Origin of the sequence: Ensifer adhaerens, assembly GCF_028993555.1 — a bacterium.
GTDB classification, from domain to species: Bacteria; Pseudomonadota; Alphaproteobacteria; order Rhizobiales; family Rhizobiaceae; genus Ensifer; species Ensifer adhaerens_I.
Genome location: NZ_CP118610.1, coordinates 640737 through 657946 on the forward strand (window position 1 = coordinate 640737; position 17210 = coordinate 657946).

16 protein-coding genes and 1 tRNA gene are annotated in these 17210 nt (G+C 62.2%); 7 read left to right on the forward strand and 10 right to left on the reverse strand.

Features of this window, described 5'->3' with window-relative positions:
- Positions 1–306 precede the first annotated feature (306 nt).
- Together PWG15_RS02980 and PWG15_RS02985 are read left to right on the forward strand one after the other, a co-directional pair.
- Positions 307–383: transfer RNA gene (locus PWG15_RS02980), tRNA-Pro, on the forward strand.
- A gap of 246 nt (positions 384–629) precedes the next feature.
- Positions 630–1049: a hypothetical protein gene (locus tag PWG15_RS02985; RefSeq protein ID WP_425536734.1), complete on the forward strand. Its 420-nt coding sequence runs from the start codon at positions 630–632 to the stop codon at positions 1047–1049.
- A gap of 73 nt (positions 1050–1122) precedes the next feature.
- Here the strand turns inward: PWG15_RS02985 and PWG15_RS02990 are convergent, their stop codons facing one another.
- Positions 1123–1302, reverse strand: coding sequence for a hypothetical protein (locus PWG15_RS02990; protein WP_275023021.1), 180 nt, complete (start codon positions 1300–1302; stop codon positions 1123–1125).
- 525 nt (positions 1303–1827) lie between these two features.
- Between PWG15_RS02990 and PWG15_RS02995 the strand changes: the two genes are divergently transcribed.
- Positions 1828–1971: a hypothetical protein gene (locus PWG15_RS02995; RefSeq protein WP_176707513.1), complete on the forward strand. Its 144-nt coding sequence runs from the start codon at positions 1828–1830 to the stop codon at positions 1969–1971.
- A 20-nt stretch (positions 1972–1991) separates the two neighbouring features.
- On the opposite strand, the gene PWG15_RS03000 is transcribed toward PWG15_RS02995, so the two are convergent.
- The 5 genes from PWG15_RS03000 to PWG15_RS03020 form a co-directional block, all read right to left on the reverse strand.
- A complete protein-coding gene (locus tag PWG15_RS03000) occupies positions 1992–2186 on the reverse strand; it encodes a hypothetical protein (RefSeq protein WP_275023022.1) in 195 nt (64 codons plus the stop codon).
- 139 nt (positions 2187–2325) lie between these two features.
- Positions 2326–3831 carry a sulfate adenylyltransferase subunit CysN gene (cysN, locus tag PWG15_RS03005; protein WP_275023023.1) on the reverse strand — a complete coding sequence of 502 codons (1506 nt, stop codon included), beginning with the start codon at positions 3829–3831 and terminating at the stop codon, positions 2326–2328.
- A complete protein-coding gene (cysD, locus tag PWG15_RS03010) occupies positions 3831–4784 on the reverse strand; it encodes a sulfate adenylyltransferase subunit CysD (RefSeq protein WP_275023024.1) in 954 nt (317 codons plus the stop codon). Before cysD ends, cysN begins: the two co-directional genes overlap by 1 nt.
- A gap of 44 nt (positions 4785–4828) precedes the next feature.
- The gene (locus tag PWG15_RS03015; RefSeq protein WP_275023026.1) at positions 4829–5587 is read right to left on the reverse strand and encodes a phosphoadenylyl-sulfate reductase; all 759 of its coding nucleotides are present in this window, start codon (positions 5585–5587) and stop codon (positions 4829–4831) included.
- Between the two features lie 245 nt (positions 5588–5832).
- On the reverse strand, positions 5833–7746 hold the full coding sequence (locus PWG15_RS03020) for a HAMP domain-containing methyl-accepting chemotaxis protein (protein ID WP_275023027.1): 1914 nt from the start codon (positions 7744–7746) through the stop codon (positions 5833–5835).
- 383 nt (positions 7747–8129) lie between these two features.
- Here PWG15_RS03020 and PWG15_RS03025 point away from each other — a divergent pair, with 383 nt between their 5' ends.
- Both PWG15_RS03025 and PWG15_RS03030 read left to right on the forward strand, forming a co-directional pair.
- Positions 8130–8519, forward strand: coding sequence for a DUF6152 family protein (locus PWG15_RS03025; RefSeq protein ID WP_275023028.1), 390 nt, complete (start codon positions 8130–8132; stop codon positions 8517–8519).
- On the forward strand, positions 8516–8998 hold the full coding sequence (locus tag PWG15_RS03030) for a DUF6644 family protein (RefSeq protein ID WP_275023030.1): 483 nt from the start codon (positions 8516–8518) through the stop codon (positions 8996–8998). Before PWG15_RS03025 ends, PWG15_RS03030 begins: the two co-directional genes overlap by 4 nt.
- Positions 8999–9000: 2 nt before the next feature.
- Here the strand turns inward: PWG15_RS03030 and betA are convergent, their stop codons facing one another.
- The 4 genes from betA to betI all read right to left on the reverse strand — a co-directional run bounded on the left by betA (position 9001) and on the right by betI (position 14467).
- Positions 9001–10650, reverse strand: a complete 1650-nt coding sequence (gene betA, locus PWG15_RS03035; protein ID WP_275023031.1) for a choline dehydrogenase — start codon at positions 10648–10650, stop codon at positions 9001–9003.
- A gap of 217 nt (positions 10651–10867) precedes the next feature.
- Complete coding sequence (betB, locus tag PWG15_RS03040; protein ID WP_275023032.1) at positions 10868–12331, reverse strand: betaine-aldehyde dehydrogenase; 1464 nt, start codon at positions 12329–12331, stop codon at positions 10868–10870.
- Position 12332: 1 nt separating this feature from the next.
- Positions 12333–13868: a choline-sulfatase gene (gene betC, locus PWG15_RS03045; RefSeq protein ID WP_275023033.1), complete on the reverse strand. Its 1536-nt coding sequence runs from the start codon at positions 13866–13868 to the stop codon at positions 12333–12335.
- The gene (gene betI, locus PWG15_RS03050) at positions 13865–14467 is read right to left on the reverse strand and encodes a transcriptional regulator BetI (protein WP_275023034.1); all 603 of its coding nucleotides are present in this window, start codon (positions 14465–14467) and stop codon (positions 13865–13867) included. The genes betC and betI overlap by 4 nt, the downstream gene beginning before the upstream one ends.
- A 146-nt stretch (positions 14468–14613) precedes the next feature.
- Here betI and PWG15_RS03055 point away from each other — a divergent pair, with 146 nt between their 5' ends.
- Both PWG15_RS03055 and PWG15_RS03060 read left to right on the forward strand, forming a co-directional pair.
- Complete coding sequence (locus PWG15_RS03055; RefSeq protein ID WP_275023035.1) at positions 14614–15162, forward strand: HdeD family acid-resistance protein; 549 nt, start codon at positions 14614–14616, stop codon at positions 15160–15162.
- 249 nt (positions 15163–15411) lie between these two features.
- Positions 15412–17208 (forward strand): GGDEF domain-containing protein, encoded by a 1797-nt coding sequence (locus PWG15_RS03060; RefSeq protein ID WP_275023036.1) that lies wholly within the window; start codon positions 15412–15414, stop codon positions 17206–17208.
- Positions 17209–17210: the final 2 nt, after the last annotated feature.

Sequence of the window (17210 nt, forward strand, 5' to 3'; positions counted from 1 at the left end):
TTTGGCTCTCGTTCTGAAATAGGCATGGCGCGGAAGCCCGTATCCCCTGGTTTTCCGCGCTTTCCGTTGTGCCTCTAGCGCCAAACCCGGCGAAAGGAAATCCACGCCGCGCCTTGCATTTCAGGAAAATGTGAAGCGTTGCACAAAGTCCCTATTGGGCGTTCTTTCACACGCCGTCGCTTTCGGAAAACGGCAATCTCCGCACGAGTTTTCCACCGTCACAAATTTTTTGAAAAAGGCGGAAGGTTTTTCGAGATAGGCGCTTGTGAAATCAAAATGCCTGTTCTATAGAGGCGCCGCTGGTCACGGAGTGTAGCGCAGTCTGGTAGCGCACCACGTTCGGGACGTGGGGGTCGCAAGTTCGAATCTTGCCACTCCGACCAGCCAAATCAATCCTTTACCCGATTATTCCCTTGCATGGCGCCCGGCGCCGGACCGTAGGCGCTTGCGCTTTGCGCGCCTGTTCCGGCGTCGATCCTTACCCCCTCTCTTGCTCCAGTTTTAGCCGTTCGTCGCTCCTTCTGAGCCGTTGGTCGAATAGCGGTGCATTCGCGCAGGCGTCGGCCTGTCTGGGCAAAGGCGAAGGTTCTAGGTTCCCGTCATTCGATCAATGACGACGAGGAACGGGAATGTCGATCAAGCATCTATTCATTGCAGCGGTTCTGCTTACGGCCAGCCATTCGGCTGCGGCGGCGCAGAGCTGCGAGAAGAATTTCAAGGCTTCGGGCGTACCACTGGTCACGCCGGTCTATTACAAGACCTGGCAGGAGTTTCCGAAGCTGAAGCCCGAAGCCGCCCTGCAGCGGATGGCGCGCGGCGTCGCGGCGGAAGGATTTTCGGGGATCGAGATCAACAAGTCACTCGGAACCATCGAGGCCTATCAGGATACGGCCGGCTCCGGGCGCTTGCAGACGCTGCGCGTCGTTGCCCGCAAGCGCGGTTCAGGCACGCGGATTGATGCGATGTTCGATATTCAGGTGGGGCAGGTGGCCACCAAACAGGTGGTGCAGGAGGGGCTCTGCAACATCATCCGCTCCGCGGTCGAGTAAGGAGCAGGCGGGCGCAGCACGCAGGTAGCGACAGGAGAGCGTTTCCATCACATGGCAACGCTCCGTCCGCCTGTCAGCTCTGCCGTTCGAGCGTCTTTAGCGCCAACTGGGCCGCGGCCTGGGCTTGAAGCATCGACGTGAAATTGCCCTGGGCGGGATAGGTGACGCCGCGATACTTGATGACGAAGCACCATTTGCCGTTGATGCGTTTCTCGACCTTCACGGTGGTTTCCGGTTGCTTGTCCGTGCTCACCTTCTCGTCTCCCTGATTCGGCGCTTCGTTGCGCGAAAGTCGTCCAGATACGCCGGAGAGGTCGGTCCTGTCTATCGATACGCCGCAAAGATGGGGCGCTGTCTTGCGGAGGGGCCGAAAGCATTGCGTATGCCGGGCAGAAGTCTCGCTGCCGGTCCACGGTCAGGCGGACTGTCCCACAACGTCCAGAAACGGTGAAACAGCCCTATCGATCATCATGATCGACGCGCCAACTTACGAATGCGGCGACGGATGAAAAGGTGCGATCTGTGCGATTTCGGGTCAAGGTGAAGCGATTGCCCGTCCTGTCCCGTTTTGGGACGATGGCGATGCGGGAGGGGCCGGGAACCTCTCGAAGGTAAACGCTTGGGGTGGTTCTCCAGATGCCGTCTCTGCTCGATTCCGGCCACTATGCACGACTTCATTGTTCACATGGAAACGACGTGTTCACGAAATGACGTCTTATCTGTGTGAACAATCCGGACGATATTTCCCTCAACACCAGCTCTTGCCCGAGAGGCTCACATGTTGAAGGAACCGATACTCACCTTTCGCGAGATCGCCATATGGACCGCCATACTTGGTAGCGTCGTCGGCTATCAGCTTTGGCAGCACGCCGAACCGGCGCCGTTGACGATGGTCCTCCCGGCGATCGAGCAGCAGCTTTGATGACGAGCGCCGGCAGGAGGTCACTCCTCCGGCATTCCGTTGCGCCGGGCCGCCTGCAGCAGGTCGATTTCGCCGGCGACCGGACCGAACTGGTTCTCCAATCGCGCGGCTTCCTCCGCATCGAGCCGATACTTCCGGGCAAATGTTTCGATCGATACCATGCGCCCGCGAAAGCCCTTCTGCCTCGCGTCCTCGCCTTGATGTTCCGTTTTCATGGTGCTTCTCCCATGCGTCAGGGAGATAGGGCGACGGACTTGTTTGCAAAGGCCCAAATCGACCGGTAGCGAGCATGATATCCGCAACAAAAAAGGGGCTCTGGTCGGGCCCCTTTCTTGTTGTCTGCGCAGCTGTCGATCAGCCGTCGATATCGTCGATGATCTCGACCGCCTTGCCGGCACTGACGCGTCGGACTTCGGCCTCCTCGCGGCGGCCCGCGAAGAGTTCGGTCGCCATCAGCTGGTCGGCGAGGTCGGCCGGCAGCGAGAGGATGACGCGTGCATCTTCCGTATGGATGCCGCCGAGCGCCGAGCGCTTGGCTGTGATCATGCCTCCGGCCACCGTGTTGTTGGTGTCCGGGTCGATCAGGATGAAGGCGCCGGTGGTGCGGTTCTGCTCGTAGGTGTCGAAGACTGCCTGTTCGTCGAAGGCGAGGTGCACCTTGCCGATCGCGTTCATCGGCAGCTGCTCGGCATGGTTCCACTTGCCGGTCTGGAGATCAAGCTGGCTTACCGGCTGGATCTGGACGCGCTGGCGGCGGCTGCCGCTCTTCAGCCAGTAGCGTTTGCCCGGCTGAATGCCCTCGGGCTGCAGCGCGACGAGTTGCGCGTCGAAGGAGAGGCCGGTGAGCGGCTGGCTGTCGATGGCCACGATCATGTCGCCACGCGACACGTCCACCTGCCGGTCGAGCACGAGCGTGATCGCGTCACCGGCGACCGCGGCGTTACGCACGAGGTCGAAGGTGACGATCTTGGTGACATTGGCGACCATGCCGGAGGGCAGGATCACGACGCTGTCGCCGGGCTTCACCGAGCCGCCGGCAACCGTGCCCTGATAACCGCGGAAGCTTTCGCCGGGGCGCGAGACGCGCTGTACCGGCAGACGGAAGCCGACGGTCTGGGCCGAACGGGTGGTTGCCAGTTCGAGCACCTCGATCAGCGTCGGGCCATCGTACCAGGGCATGGAGGCACGGCCGTCATAGACGACGTTTTCGCCCTTCAGCGCCGAGACCGGAATGGCGGTGACCTGGCGCACGCCAAGAGACAGCGCCAGTTCCCGGAACTCGTGGTTGATCTCCTCGAAGCGGGCGCGGTCGTAGTCGGTGAGGTCGATCTTGTTGACCGCCAGCACGAACTGCTTGATGCCCATCAGCGTCGCGATCGTCGCATGCCGGCGGGTCTGTTCGAGCAGGCCGACGCGGGCGTCGACGAGCAGCACGGCGAGATCGGCCGTCGAGGCGCCGGTCGCCATGTTACGGGTATACTGCTCATGGCCGGGCGTGTCGGCGACAATGAACGAGCGCTTGTCGGTCGAGAAATAGCGATAGGCGACATCGATGGTGATGCCCTGTTCGCGCTCGGCCTGCAGGCCGTCGAGCAGCAGCGCGAAATCGGGCAGGCCGAGGTCGTTCTGCTTGCCGTTGGAATCGCGCTGAAGCGTCGCCGCCTGGTCTTCCTTGACCGCCTTGGTATCCCAGAGCAGGCGACCGATCAGCGTCGACTTGCCGTCATCGACCGAGCCGCAGGTGATGAGGCGAAGCGGGCGGCTGTCACGCGTGGCGCGCGCCGGCTCCTGCGCCGGAAAGGCGAGAACCTCGCCGGCTGCAACGTGCTCAACGGCATTCGCGGTTGCGGGTGCGGTCATCAGAAATATCCTTCGCGTTTCTTCTTTTCCATCGAGCCGGACTGGTCGCGGTCGATGGCGCGGCCCTGGCGTTCGGAAACGGTCGCGGTTTCGAGTTCGGAAATGATGTCGTCAAGCGTCGTTGCCTTCGAGCGGATGGCGCCGGTCAGCGGGAAGCAGCCGAGCGTGCGGAAGCGGATCACTTCCTCGCGCTTGGTTTCGCCCGGCAGCAGTTCGAGTCGCGGATCCTCGGCCAGGATCATCATGCCGTCGCGTTCGACGATCGGGCGCTTCTCAGCAAAGTAGAGCGGCACGATCGGGATATCTTCTGCCTGGATGTAGCGCCAGATGTCGACTTCGGTCCAGTTCGACAGCGGGAAGGCGCGCACGCTTTCGCCCTTGCGGATCATGCCGTTATAGACGTTCCAGAGTTCCGGGCGCTGGTTGCGCGGATCCCAGCGATGGTCTGGCGTGCGGAACGAGTAGATGCGCTCCTTGGCGCGGCTGGCCTCTTCGTCGCGGCGCGCGCCGCCGAAGGCCGCATCGAACTGGCCGGCGTCGAGCGCCTGGCGTAGCGCCTCGGTCTTCATGATGTCGGTGTAGAGCGCCGAACCGTGGGTGAACGGCGTGACGTTCTCGGCCGCACCGCGCGGATTGACGTGCTCGATCAGATCGAGGTCGTAGCGCTCGACGATCTCGTTGCGAAACGCGATCATCTCGGCAAACTTCCAGCCCGTGTTGACGTGCAGCAGCGGGAAGGGCACACGGCCGGGGTAGAAGGCCTTGCGCGCCAGATGCAGCAGCACCGAGGAGTCCTTGCCGATCGAATAGAGCATGACCGGGCGCTCGAACTCGGCGGCCACTTCACGGAAGATGTGGATCGCTTCGTTTTCCAGCGCCTTCAGGTGCGGATCGAGCGGCGGTTTGGCGCTCTGCGGATTGTGCAGTTCCGTTTCCGGATGGTTATGGGGCATTTCAGTCTCCGGGAGGATTTGTCTTCAGAAGAGTGCGCCAGCCCTCAGGCGGCGCTGCTCGAATTCGGGATGATGGAACTCGCGGCGGTCTCCGGAACGTGCAGACCACATTCGCGCTTCTCGTCGTTCTCCCACCACCAGCGGCCGGCACGCTCCGGCTCGCCGGGCTTGATGGCACGGGTGCAGGGCTCGCAGCCGATCGACGGGTAACCGCGGGCATGCAGCGGGTTGACCGGAACGGCATGGGCGGCGACGTAAGCGCGGATGGTCTCGATGTCCCAGTCCGCAAGCGGGTTGATCTTGATGAGGCCGCGCTCGAGATCCGCCTCGGCGAAGGGTGTCGATGCACGGTTGCCGGACTGGCCGCGGCGCAGACCGGTGACCCAGAAGGTTGCCCCTTCGAGTGCGCGCGCAAGCGGCTTCAGCTTGCGCACGTCACAACAGGCATGCCGGGCTTCGACGCTCTCATAGAAACCGTTGAGACCGTAGCGCGCCGCATACGCGTCGATGTCGGCCTGTTGCGGATAGTATCTCTTGATCAGGATGCCGTATGCCTCTTCGGTCTTGTCTATGAGGGCAACGGTTTCGTTGAAGAGCCGCCCGGTTTCAAGCGTCGCGACATCGACGGAAAGCTTGTTCTGGCCGATGACCGCGGTGATCACCTGGTCTTCGATGCCGAGTGAGGTCGTAAAGACCGCGGGCCCTGCAAGGCTTGCCACATACGCCAGTCGTCCGGCAAGGTCCAGACCCTCCAGCGTCTCGTTCAGTGTCTTGGCAGTGGCTTCGAGGGATGACGTTGTCATGTCTGCGTCCTGTTCCAACTGGGTCGGAATATCGCAGTGCAAGGCGACAATGGACAGAAATAGCGGTTTCTAATGCTGTTTGTTTGGAGCAAATCTGCCTCTCAGAACGAAAGGCAGCGAAAAACCGAATATAGACTAGTAAATTACTAGATTTTATACTTTAATCGCGCCTGTAGACTCCGTTTAGCAGGAAAAGACGGGAAAGGGCACGCTCCAGACGGTCCGCGCCCTTTCTGCGTTGATCGTCAAAACTCCGCCCAGCCGTCCTCCTGTGGCTGGGGAGCACTGCGATAGGCGGTGGCGAGCTTGCGGCTCAAGGCGCGTGCGGGCGAGGCGGCAGCAGTTTCCCGGGCCGTGCTTGCCACGAGGCGGGGTGCCGCCGAAGAACCGTTGCCGGTCTTGAAGCGCATCAGCAGATCGTTGAGCGCGCCAGCCTCGCGGGCGAGGCTGTGGCTCGCGGCGGTCGATTGTTCGACCATCGCCGCGTTCTGCTGTGTTCCCTGGTCGATTGCATTCACCGCGGTGTTGATCTGCTGGATGCCGGCGGCCTGTTCGCGGGCGCTTTCGACGATCGCGGTCACATGGCTGCTGATCTCCTTGACCTCGGTGATGATGTTTTCGAGCGCCGTACCGGTTTCTCGCACCAGGGTGACGCCGGATTTCACCTGCTGCCCTGAGGTGGCGATCAGCACCTTGATCTCCTTGGCGGCCTGTGCCGAGCGCTGCGCGAGCTCACGCACCTCCTGGGCGACGACGGCAAAGCCCTTGCCCGCTTCACCGGCCCGCGCTGCCTCGACGCCGGCATTGAGCGCCAGAAGGTTCGTCTGGAAGGCAATGTCGTCGATCACGCCGATGATGCTGGAGATCTCCCGTGAAGAAGCTTCGATGCCGCTCATGGCGGTGACGGCCTTCCCGACGATCTCGCCGGATTTCTCGGCAGCACCACGGGCGCGCGTTACCAACGTGCCAGCCTCTTCCGCCCTCCGGCTGGCGTCCGCCACCGTGGTTGCGATTTGATCAAGTGCCGCGGCCGTTTCCTCGACCGAAGCTGCCTGCTGTTCCGTGCGCCTGGAGAGGTCACCGGCGGCAGAGCGGATCTCGCCGGCTCCGGCGTTGATGCTGCGGGCGTTCTCGCCGACGGAGCGTAGCGCATCTTCGAGATTGGCGACGGAGCTATTGAAGTTTGTGCGGAGGGCGTCGAGCCGTTCGACAAGCGGCGTATCAATTCTGAAGGTGAGGTCGCCTTCCGCCAGCCGGTCGAGACCGGAGCCGAGGGCGCTGACGGCCGTCTGGATCTCGGCAGCTTCCTTGGCCTTCTGCGCCTCACGCTGCTCGCGTTCGCGTTCGGAGAGCGTTCGACCCGCCTCCGCTTCCTGCTCGAGCCGCTGGCGTTCCAGCGCGTTGTCGCGGAAGACGGCAACGGCGCCGGCCATCTGGCCGATTTCGTCCCGGCGTTTCTCTCCGAAGATCTCGGCCTTGAGATTGCCGATGGCGAGCTGGCGCATGGCCTCGCGCAGCCTCGTCAGTGGTGTGAGGAGACCTGCGATGACAAACCACACAGTCGCTGCCAGGATCATCAGGGCGAAGCCGGCTATGACCGTTTGCCAGAGCGTCAGCTTGTCCCTCTCGGCTTTGGCAGCTTCGAGTTCGCCGTTGGCTTCGGAAAGCTGCAGCTTGATCAGTTCGCTGATCGGTGCCGCGAGAGGGTCGACGGAGGCGTAGAGCCTGGTATCGACGAAACGCTCGAGTTCCGTCTTGTCCTCGCGTTCCATGATTTCAACAAGCTTACGGATCGAGGTGTCGCTTGCCACGCGCGCCTTGTCGAAGATCTCCGTGAGCTTCTTTTCCTCAGGCGTGAGTCGGGTCGCCTCATAGGTGCGCCAGCGCGTGTCGATGGTGGCAAGGGCAGTATTGATCGCTTGGCTGCCTGCCGCCCAGCCGAGCGCGCCGCTTCGAACCTTGTGGGTCGTGTCGACGATCTCGACCGCATACATGTCGGAGACCGTTTTGAGATGATCGACGGGCAGCAAACGGTCCGCGACGATCGATTCGGTGCGCTTGGAGATTGATGTCATCGCATTGAAGGCCGTGATGATCATGACCAGCATGGCGACGGCGAGCAGGGACAAGCACACGAGCAGGCGTGCCTTGATTGTCATGGGTAACGCTCCGCGGTTGCCCGCAAGGCAAATCATCCTCGGCCGGTGACCGCGGACAGGGCCGCAAGGACATCGGGAAGCGAGCTCGCCTTGGCAGGGGAGTGATGACGATGATGGGATGGAGCACGCGATATCTCGCGGCGAAACTGCCGTCATGGCACGTTCGCCCAGCGTTCACTCCGTCTCATCTAGACATAACAACCGGAGATTAAGAATGGCTAAATTTTAAGCTGTTGAACAATATTAGCGCAACCAGTGGTCTTCGCAACCACAGGCGGCAGCCGAGCGGCGGTGCTCAAGAAGTGTTGAAGACAGTGTCCTTCCGCAAAAGGCTCTTCGGGTGCAAGCTGCGGCGTCTCCAGAAAAGGCGAAGGAATAGGCAGATGTTGACAGCCATTTCACGCCGCGGCCTTGCGGCAGCGATTGCCGTCGCACTCCTGGCCACCGGTGCCTCTGCCCACCACGGCTGGTCCTGGGCGGAGGCCGACCAGATCGAGCTCAAGGGTACGATTCGAGAGATCTCTATGGCGCCGCCGCACCCGACGCTCGAGGTCGAGACTGCAGCGGACGGGATGTGGCATGTCGAACTCGGCAATCCGCGCCAGACCGAGCGCTCGGGATTTGTCGACGGCACGGCCAAAGTTGGCGACGCCGTCATCGTTCTCGGCAACCGCTCGCTCGACCCGAACGAAAAACGCATGAAGGCCGTGCGCATCACCGTTGCCGGCAAGGTCTATGACATCTATCCGGAACGCATCCGAGCCGGTGGATGAGCGGATCAGAGTTCGTCGAATGGATCGCAAGCTTGCCGGTCGGCGTAGCGCTCCGGCGTTCGGCGCTCCTTTATCTTCTGATCAACGCGGCCCATATCCTGGCGATCGGGCTGCTGATCGGCGCGATCGTGCCGCTTGATCTGAGGCTGCTGGGTCTCGTCGGCAACGCACCGATTGCGGTGGTCGGACCATACCTGTCGCGGGCCGCGGCCGTCGGCCTCGCGCTGGCCATTGTCACTGGCCTTTGCCTATTTAGCGTCAGGCCTGCGGCCTATCTCGGCAATCCTGCTTTCCTGACCAAGCTCGCGCTTCTGGCGCTCGGTGTTCTCAACGCTCTGTCGGTACGCGTGAGCACGGCCTGGTCACAGGCCGTCGCTAGTGGAGCAACGTTGCTACGCCTGCGGATCCAGGCCTTGGCGTCGTTGATCCTATGGCTTGGCGCGTTGCTCGCCGGCCGCTGGATCGGCTTCGTCGCTTAGGCTTACCGGTCGCTGACTTGCCAGCGCGGATTGATCCACGGCTCCTGGTTGGAGCGCGCCAGCGACTGCTTGCCGAGAATGTGGTCGGCCGCCTTTTCACCGGTCATGATCGAGGGGCTGTTGAGGTTGCCGTAGGTCACGTGCGGGAAGATCGAGCTGTCGGCGACACGCAACCCATCGACGCCGATGACGCGGGTTTCCGGATCGACGACCGCCATCGGATCGTCCTTGGCGCCCATCTTGCAGGTGCCACAGGGGTGATAGGCGCTCTCCAGGTGTTCGCGCAGGAAGGCGTCGATCTCTTCGTCCGACTGCACTTTTTCGCCCGGCTGGATCTCCGGGCCGCGATAGTGGTCGAAGGCCTTCTGGCTGAAGATCTCGCGCGTGAGGCGTACGCAATGGCGGAATTTCTCCCAGTCTTCCGGATGGCTCATATAGTTGAAGCGGATGACCGGGTCGGCCATCGGGTCGGAAGAGCGCAGCGTGACGTTGCCGCGCGACTTGGAAAGATTGTAGCCGACATGCACCTGGAAGCCGTGCGTATTGGCGGCCGCCTTGCCGTCATAGCTGATCGCCACCGGCAGGAAGTGATACTGGATATCAGGCTGCTTGACGCCGGCAGCCGAGCGCAGGAAGGCGCAGGCCTCGAACTGGTTGGAGATGCCGAGGCCCTTCTTGAAGAACAGCCATTGCGCGCCGGCAACACCCTGCCAGAACCAGGGCAGCCAGGAATAGAGCGACACCGGCTTGGTCGAGACCTGCTGGAAATAGAACTCCATATGGTCCTGGAGGTTCTGCCCGACACCCGGCCGATCGACCTTAACCTCGATCCCCATGTCCTTCAGGTGCCCGCCCGGGCCAATGCCGGAGAGCATCAGCAGCTTCGGCGAATTGAACGACGACGCCGAGACGACCACTTCGCGGTTCGCCTTGACGATCTCGATCTTGCCGCCGCGCTCGATCTCGACGCCGGTCGCCCGGCCGTTTTCGATGATGATCCGGCGGGCGAAGCAGCGCACCAGCGAGACGTTCTGACGCTTCATCGCCGGCTTCAGATAGGCGTTGGCCGCCGACCAGCGCCGGCCCTGCCAGACGGTCTGCTCCATCAGGCCGAAGCCTTCCTGCTTTGAGCCGTTGTAGTCGTTGGTGGCTTCGAAGCCAGCCTGCTTTCCCGCCTCGATGAAAGCGTGGAACAGCGGATTGTGAACCGGGCCACGCTTGACGTGCAGCGGACCATCGGTGCCGCGCCATCCGGCTTCGCCGCCCTGCGAATTTTCCATGCGCTTGAAATAGGGAAGCACGTCGGAATAGGCCCAGCCGCGTGCACCAAGCTCCTCCCAGCGATTGAAGTCCTCCGCATGCCCGCGCACATAGACGAGGCCGTTGATCGAGGAGGAGCCGCCAATGACCTTGCCGCGTGGCGCGGTGATGCGCCGGTTGTTGAGGTTCGGCTCGGGCTCGGAAAGATAGCCCCAGTTGTAGCGCTTCATGCTCATCGGCCAGGCAAGCGCTGCCGGCATCTGGATGAAGGGGCCGGCATCCGTCCCGCCATACTCGAGCACCATGACGGTGTTCTTGCCGTCCTCCGAGAGGCGATAGGCGAGCGCCGAACCGGCCGAGCCGGAGCCGATGATGATGTAATCTGCCTGCATAAGCGTGGTCTTTCTTCTAGCGTCTCTCGTTCGACCTATCTGGCGCTATCCCCCACGTTCCGGTGCTTGTCACAGGAATCCAGCCAAGCGACGTCTGTCGCTTGAAGACTCTTGTGCGCCACCGACGTGGCGCTGCTGGATCCCCGGAACTCGCTACGCTCGCCCGAGGATGAGGGGGTGGCAAACCGCCGTGTCTCTACGAACGGCAGCCTCAATCTCAATACGGCGCCTGTACCGGTCCCATTCCGACATAGACGGTCTTCAGCTCGCTGTAGTGGTTGAGCGCGGCCACCGAATTCTCGCGGCCGAAACCGGACTGCTTCGAGCCACCGAACGGGATTTCCACAGGGCAGAGGTTGTAAGTGTTGATCCAGAGCGTACCGGCTTCGAGCTGGTCGACGACGCGGTGCGCGCGGGTGATGTCGGCGGTAAAGACGCCGGCCGAAAGGCCGAATTCGGTGGCGTTGGCGCGCGCGATCACCTCGGCCTCGTCGTCGAAGTCGAGCACGCACATCACAGGACCGAAGATCTCCTCGCGGGCGATCGTCATGTCGTCGGTGACGTCGGCAAAGACCGTCGGCTGGATGTAAGTGCCTTCGGCGTTGACGGCATTTGGGATGCCGCCGCCGGTCACGAGCCGCGCGCCCTCAGCCTTACCCTTCTCGATGTAGGAGAAGACCTTGTCGCGCTGCGGCATCGAGACCATCGGTCCGAGCTGCGTCGCCTCATCCATCGGGTCGCCGATAACGATGGCTTCTGTGCGGGCTTTCAGCCGTGTCAGGAACTGTTCCTTGATCCCCTTCTGCACGAAGACGCGGGTGCCGTTGGAGCAGACCTGGCCGGTCGAGTAGAAATTGCCGAGCATGGCACCGCCGATGGCGCTTTCGAGATCGGCATCGTCAAAGACGATCAGCGGCGACTTGCCGCCGAGTTCCATGGTCACGTGCTTGAGTTCGGCGGCGGCCGCACCCGCCACCTTCTTGCCCGTCGGTACCGAGCCGGTCAGCGACACCTTGGCGACATCAGGGTGGTTGACGAGCAGCGGCCCGGTGGTGCGGTCGCCCTGGATGACGTTGTAGAGGCCTTTCGGCAGGCCGGCCTCAACGAGGATTTCGGCGATCTTCAGCGCGCCGAGCGGCGTGTTTTCCGAAGGCTTGAAGACCATGGCGTTGCCGGCGGCAAGTGCCGGCGCGCCCTTCCAGCAGGCGATCTGCTGCGGATAGTTCCAGGCGCCGATGCCGACACAGACGCCGAGCGGCACGCGCTTGGTATAGGCGAAGTCGCCGCCAAGCGGGATGTAGTCGCCGTTGAGCGCGGTGGCGATGACGCCGCCGAAGAACTCGAAGCTGTCGGCGCCCGAGGTCGGGTCGGCGACGATCGTCTCCTGGATCGGCTTGCCGGTGTCGAGCGTTTCGAGCTCGGAAAGTTCGCGGTTGCGCTCGCGCATGATCTCGGCAGCGCGCTTGAGGATGCGGCCGCGCGCCGTCGGGCTCATCGCCGCCCATTCCGGCTGGGCGCGTTTGGCCGCGGCAATCGCCTTTTCGACGATGGCGGGCGTTGCCACATGCAGCCGCGCGATCACTTCGCCGGTCGCCGGATAGATGCTCTCGAAAACGGTGCCGGCGATGTCCTCGACATATTCGCCGTCGATGAAGTGCGAGGCTTGTGGTTGGGCTTTCATGTCATTCTCCCCGCGGGTAGCGTTTGGATTCCTCGAGATTGTCGAGGTTCATATGGTTGCGCATGTAGCGCTCGGATGCTTTCTGCAGCGGCTGATGGTCCCAGGGGTAATAGGCGCCGTTTCTCAGCGCCTCGTAGACCACCCAGCGCCGCGCCTGGCTTTCGCGCACGGCCGCATCGAAAGCCTCCATGTCCCAATGGGCAGTGCACATGTCGCGGAAGGCCTGCAGTGTCGCTGCCTGCACCGGCGTTTCCGGATTGGCAGCAAGGTTGTTCAGTTCCAGCGGGTCTGCCTCGAGATCGTAGAGCTGATCGGGATCGAGCGCGCAGTGGATGTACTTCCACTTGCCTTCGCGGATGGCGACGAGCGGCGCGTAGGAGGCTTCAGCGGCATATTCCATCAGCACCGGCTCCGAGCGCTCCTCGCCGTTGATCATGGGCACGAGGCTGATGCCATCGGTCCAGCACTTCACTTCGTCCATGGAAATGCCGGCGAGGTCGGTAAGCGTCGGCGTCACGTCGAGATTGGAGGTCGGGGCAAGGTGGAGGCCAGGCGCGACGCCGGGACCGGCGACCATCAGCGGCACACGGGCGGACCCCTCGAAGAAGTTCATCTTGAACCACAGGCCGCGCTCGCCGAGCATGTCGCCGTGATCCGAGCAGAAAAGGATCAGCGTGTTGTCGAGCATGCGCGTGCGGGTCAGCGTGTCCACGAGCTCGCCGACCTTCTCGTCGAGATAGGAGATGTTGGCGAAATAGGCCCGGCGCGAGCGGCGGACATTGTCTTGCGTCAGCTCGAAATTGCCGTAGTCGCAGGAATGCATGATGCGCTTGGAGTGCGGGTCCTGCTGATCGTCCGGCAGCATGCCGATCTCGGGCAAGAGGTGCTCGCAATCCTCATAGAGATCCCAGAACTTCTTGCGCGCCACATAGGGGTCGTGCGGGTGGGTGAAGGAGACGGTCAGGCACCAGGGGCGGCGGTCCGCGTCGTCGTTTTCGCGCGAAAGCTGGTAGAGTTTCTGGTTGGCGAGGAAGGCGACCTCGTCGTCATACTCCATCTGATTGGTGATTTCGGCGACCCCGGCACCGGTGACCGAGCCGAGATTGTGGTACCACCAATCGATGCGCTCTCCGGGCTTGCGATAATCCGGCGTCCAGCCGAAATCGGCGGGATAGATGTCGGTCGTCAGGCGCTCCTCGAAACCATGCAACTGGTCGGGTCCAACGAAATGCATCTTGCCTGAGAGCGCCGTGTAGTATCCGGCACGGCGCAGGTGATGCGCATAGGTCGGGATTGAGGACTGGTATTCGGCGGCGTTGTCGTAGACGCGGGTGCGGCTTGGCAATTGTCCGGCCATGAACGAGGCGCGGGCAGGGGCGCAGAGCGGCGATGAGGTGTAGTTGTTGCGGAAGCGGGCCGAACGGGCGGCAAGCGATTTCAGGTTCGGCGCATGCAGGAACGCGGCCGGCCCGTCCGGAAAGAATTTTCCATTCAACTGGTCGACCATGATGATCAGGATGTTCGGTCTTGCGGTCATGCGGCCGTTCCCTGGTATTTGAGCCGATCGATGTGCGAGGTGACATAGTCTTCGGTAAGCGCGATCGAGGCTTCGATGCTGATCGGCGCGGAGCGCAGACTCTGGCGGATATAAAGCCCGTCGATCATCGCAGCAGCGCCTTCGGCGATGCGTTCCGCGTCATCGTCGGCACAAAGCGCCTTGAGGCTCGCCATGAGGTTGGAACGCAGGCGCCGGGCATAGACGACGAGCAACCGTCGCACCTCCTCGGACCGCTGCGCCTCCGAATAGAAGGCGAGCCATGCCGCGATGGTGTCGGGAGCGAACTGGCTTGCCTGGAAGGAGACGCGGATGAGGGCGCTCAGCCTTTCGCGCGGGCCTGAAACGGCGCCAAGCGCCGTCACCGTGTCGTCGCGCAACTGCCGTAGAAGGCTTCTGATCGTTTCGATCAGCAATTGTTCCTTGCTGCCAAAATAATGGTGAGCAAGGGCAGGGGACACGCCGGCGTGGCGGGCGATCTCGGACATGGTGACGGTCAGTGTGCCCTGGTCGCCGATCACGCGAAGTGCTGCGTCCACCAGCGCCTTGCGGCGCACCGGCTCCATTCCGACCTTCGGCATCCGTCTCTCCCTTGACGGCGGTCAGTTTATTTTTGATTGACTCATCAATCAATAAAAATCTTCAGTGTTTTTGCTTCCCTTTTTCGAAGAAATCCGGCTCAATCCTCCCGGTAGCGATCCTGCGTTCCGAAGGACTGGAGGTTGAAATGACCCATGCATTCGATCAGGCCGACAAGACAGCGATTGCCGGCAAATGGGGATGGTTCGTGGCACTCGGCGTGCTGTTGATCATGTGCGGTGGTCTTGCCTTCGGCAATCTGCTGATGGCCACCGTCGCTTCCGTCTACTATGTCGGGATCATCATGCTGGTCGGCGGGCTGTTCAATCTCGCCCACGCCTTCCAGGTCAAGGGCTGGGACAGCGTGCTCTATTGGGGCTTGAGCGGCGCCTGCTATACGATCGCCGGCCTCTTTGCATTCATCAATCCCTTGCTTGCCTCGTCCTTCCTGACCTTCGTGATGGCGGTCGCCTTGATCGTCGCCGGCTGCTTCCGCATCTGGGTCGGTCTCAAGCTCAGGCCCGTGCAGGGCTGGGGATGGGTGGCACTCGGCGGTCTGGTCACGCTCGCAGCCGGCCTCATCATCGCTGCCGGCTGGCCGGTCAACAGTCTCTGGATCCTCGGCCTGTTCCTCGCCGTCGACCTGGTGATGCAGGGCCTGTCGCTGATCGCCTTCGGGGTGTTGGCGAAGGGGTGATCCGCCTGCGATCCGTGAGTTGCGAGCTCGGCGTCCGGCGGTGCGAAAGTGCCGCTTCCGGCCCTGTTGTCCGTCACAGCATCTGCTCATGAAACAACTGATTTCATTAGAGGCTTTTCATTTGAGACGCGCAGTGGCGACTGTCACATAGCTTTCATCAAAGCTTCATAGTGGGGAAAGACTTCGTTGACGGTTGGCGGCCATGCTGCCGCCGTCTGATCGTCCGTTCCCCTGTCTCTGGAGCCCGGCATGTCCGCCGCCCCCGCCGAAATCCTCTCGTTGCGCCGGTTCGGCGACGACCAGATCGTCACCCTTGCCAAGCTGGTGATCGAGAGCGCCTTCCAGCCGATCGCCGAAGCGGCGACCGGTACTGTCTTCGGCTACGAATCCTTGATGCGCGGCTTCCAGAAGCTGGGCTTCGCCTCGCCGCTGGAACTGCTGGACAAGGCCGAAGAAGCCGGGCAATTGCTGGCGCTGGAGCACATGATCAACAGCCGCGCCGTTGCGGGCTTCGCGACGCTGCCCGATCATTCTGCCCGCACCCTCTTCCTCAATTTCGACTCGCGTCTCGTCGGCGGCGAGGGCGATATCGTCGAGCGCCTCGTCAACCATCTCAAGCGCGCCAACATTGCCCCGTCATCGCTCTGCTTCGAGCTCTCCGAGCGTTTCGACAGCGGCAAGATGCCGGACTTTTCCGCGCTCGTGCGCGAGCTTAGGCTTGCTGGCTTCAAGCTGGCGATCGATGATTTCGGCGCCGGCTTCAACGGTTTGAAGCTGCTTTGCGACCAGCCGGTCGACTATGTGAAGATCGACAGACACTTCATTTCCGGCATCGAGGCGGATGCCCGCAAGCGCCATCTGGTTCGCCACACGGTCAACACCGCGCATGTGCTCGGCACACGCGTGATTGCCGAAGGCGTCGAGACGGAAGCGGAGTTTCTCACCTGTCGCGATCTCGGCTGCGACCTCGTGCAAGGCTATTATGTCGCCCGGCCGACGACGCATCTGAGCGAGCTTCTGCCCGCCTATCCGCATCTTGATCAGAGCGTCAACGGCAGGCGGTCCTCGTCCTCGCTCGACGGCATCCTGATCCGCAAGCAGATCGAGCAACTGCCGACGGTGCGCGAAAGCGACGAGCTCGATTCCGTCTTCGATCTCTTCCGGCGTAACCCGCGTCAGGGCTTCTTCCCCGTCTTGAACGCCAATGGCGAACCGCGCGGCATCCTGCATGAATATCACGTCAAGGAACTGATCTATCACCCCTTCGGCCGCGACCTCCTCAAGAACCGGATCTACCAACGGCGGATCTCGCATTTCGTAAGCCCCGCACCGATCGCCGATCTCGACACGCCGGCCGACGAGATGCTGAAGATCTTCGCCGGGATGGACGGCAGCGATTGCCTGATCCTGACGGAAAACATGCGCTACGCCGGCACGCTCTCGGCCTCGTCGCTGCTGAAGATCATCAACGAGAAGCAGTTGAAGATGGCGCAGGAGCAGAACCCGCTGACGGGGCTGCCCGGCAATCGCGCCATCCGCGACTACGTCCAGGACGCGATCCTCGACGGCGATAATGCGCGCTATTTCTGCTATTGCGACTTCGACGACTTCAAACCCTTCAACGACACCTACGGGTTCCAGAAAGGCGACCTCGCGATTACGTTGTTTGCCGCGCTCCTGCGTCGGCACTTCATCGGCGAGGAGAAATTCCTCGGCCATGTCGGCGGGGACGATTTCTTCGTCGGCATCAGCGGCTGTTCGGTCGAAGAATTGGAGACGGTGCTGAACCGTCTGCTCGACGATTTTCGCTCCGATGTGCGCCAGCTCTATTCGTCAGAACATCAGGCCGAAGGTCGCATCAGCGGTCATGGCCGCGACGGCGCGCCGAAGGAGTTCCGGCTGATGCGCTGCTCGATCGCCGTCCTCGGTCTACCGGAAGGTTTCGTCTTTTCCGACGCTCAGGCCGTGAGCGCCCGCATCGCCGAAATCAAGTCGCGCGCCAAGGCGAGTGATACCGGTCTCGTCATGGACGCGCTCGGCGGCTGATG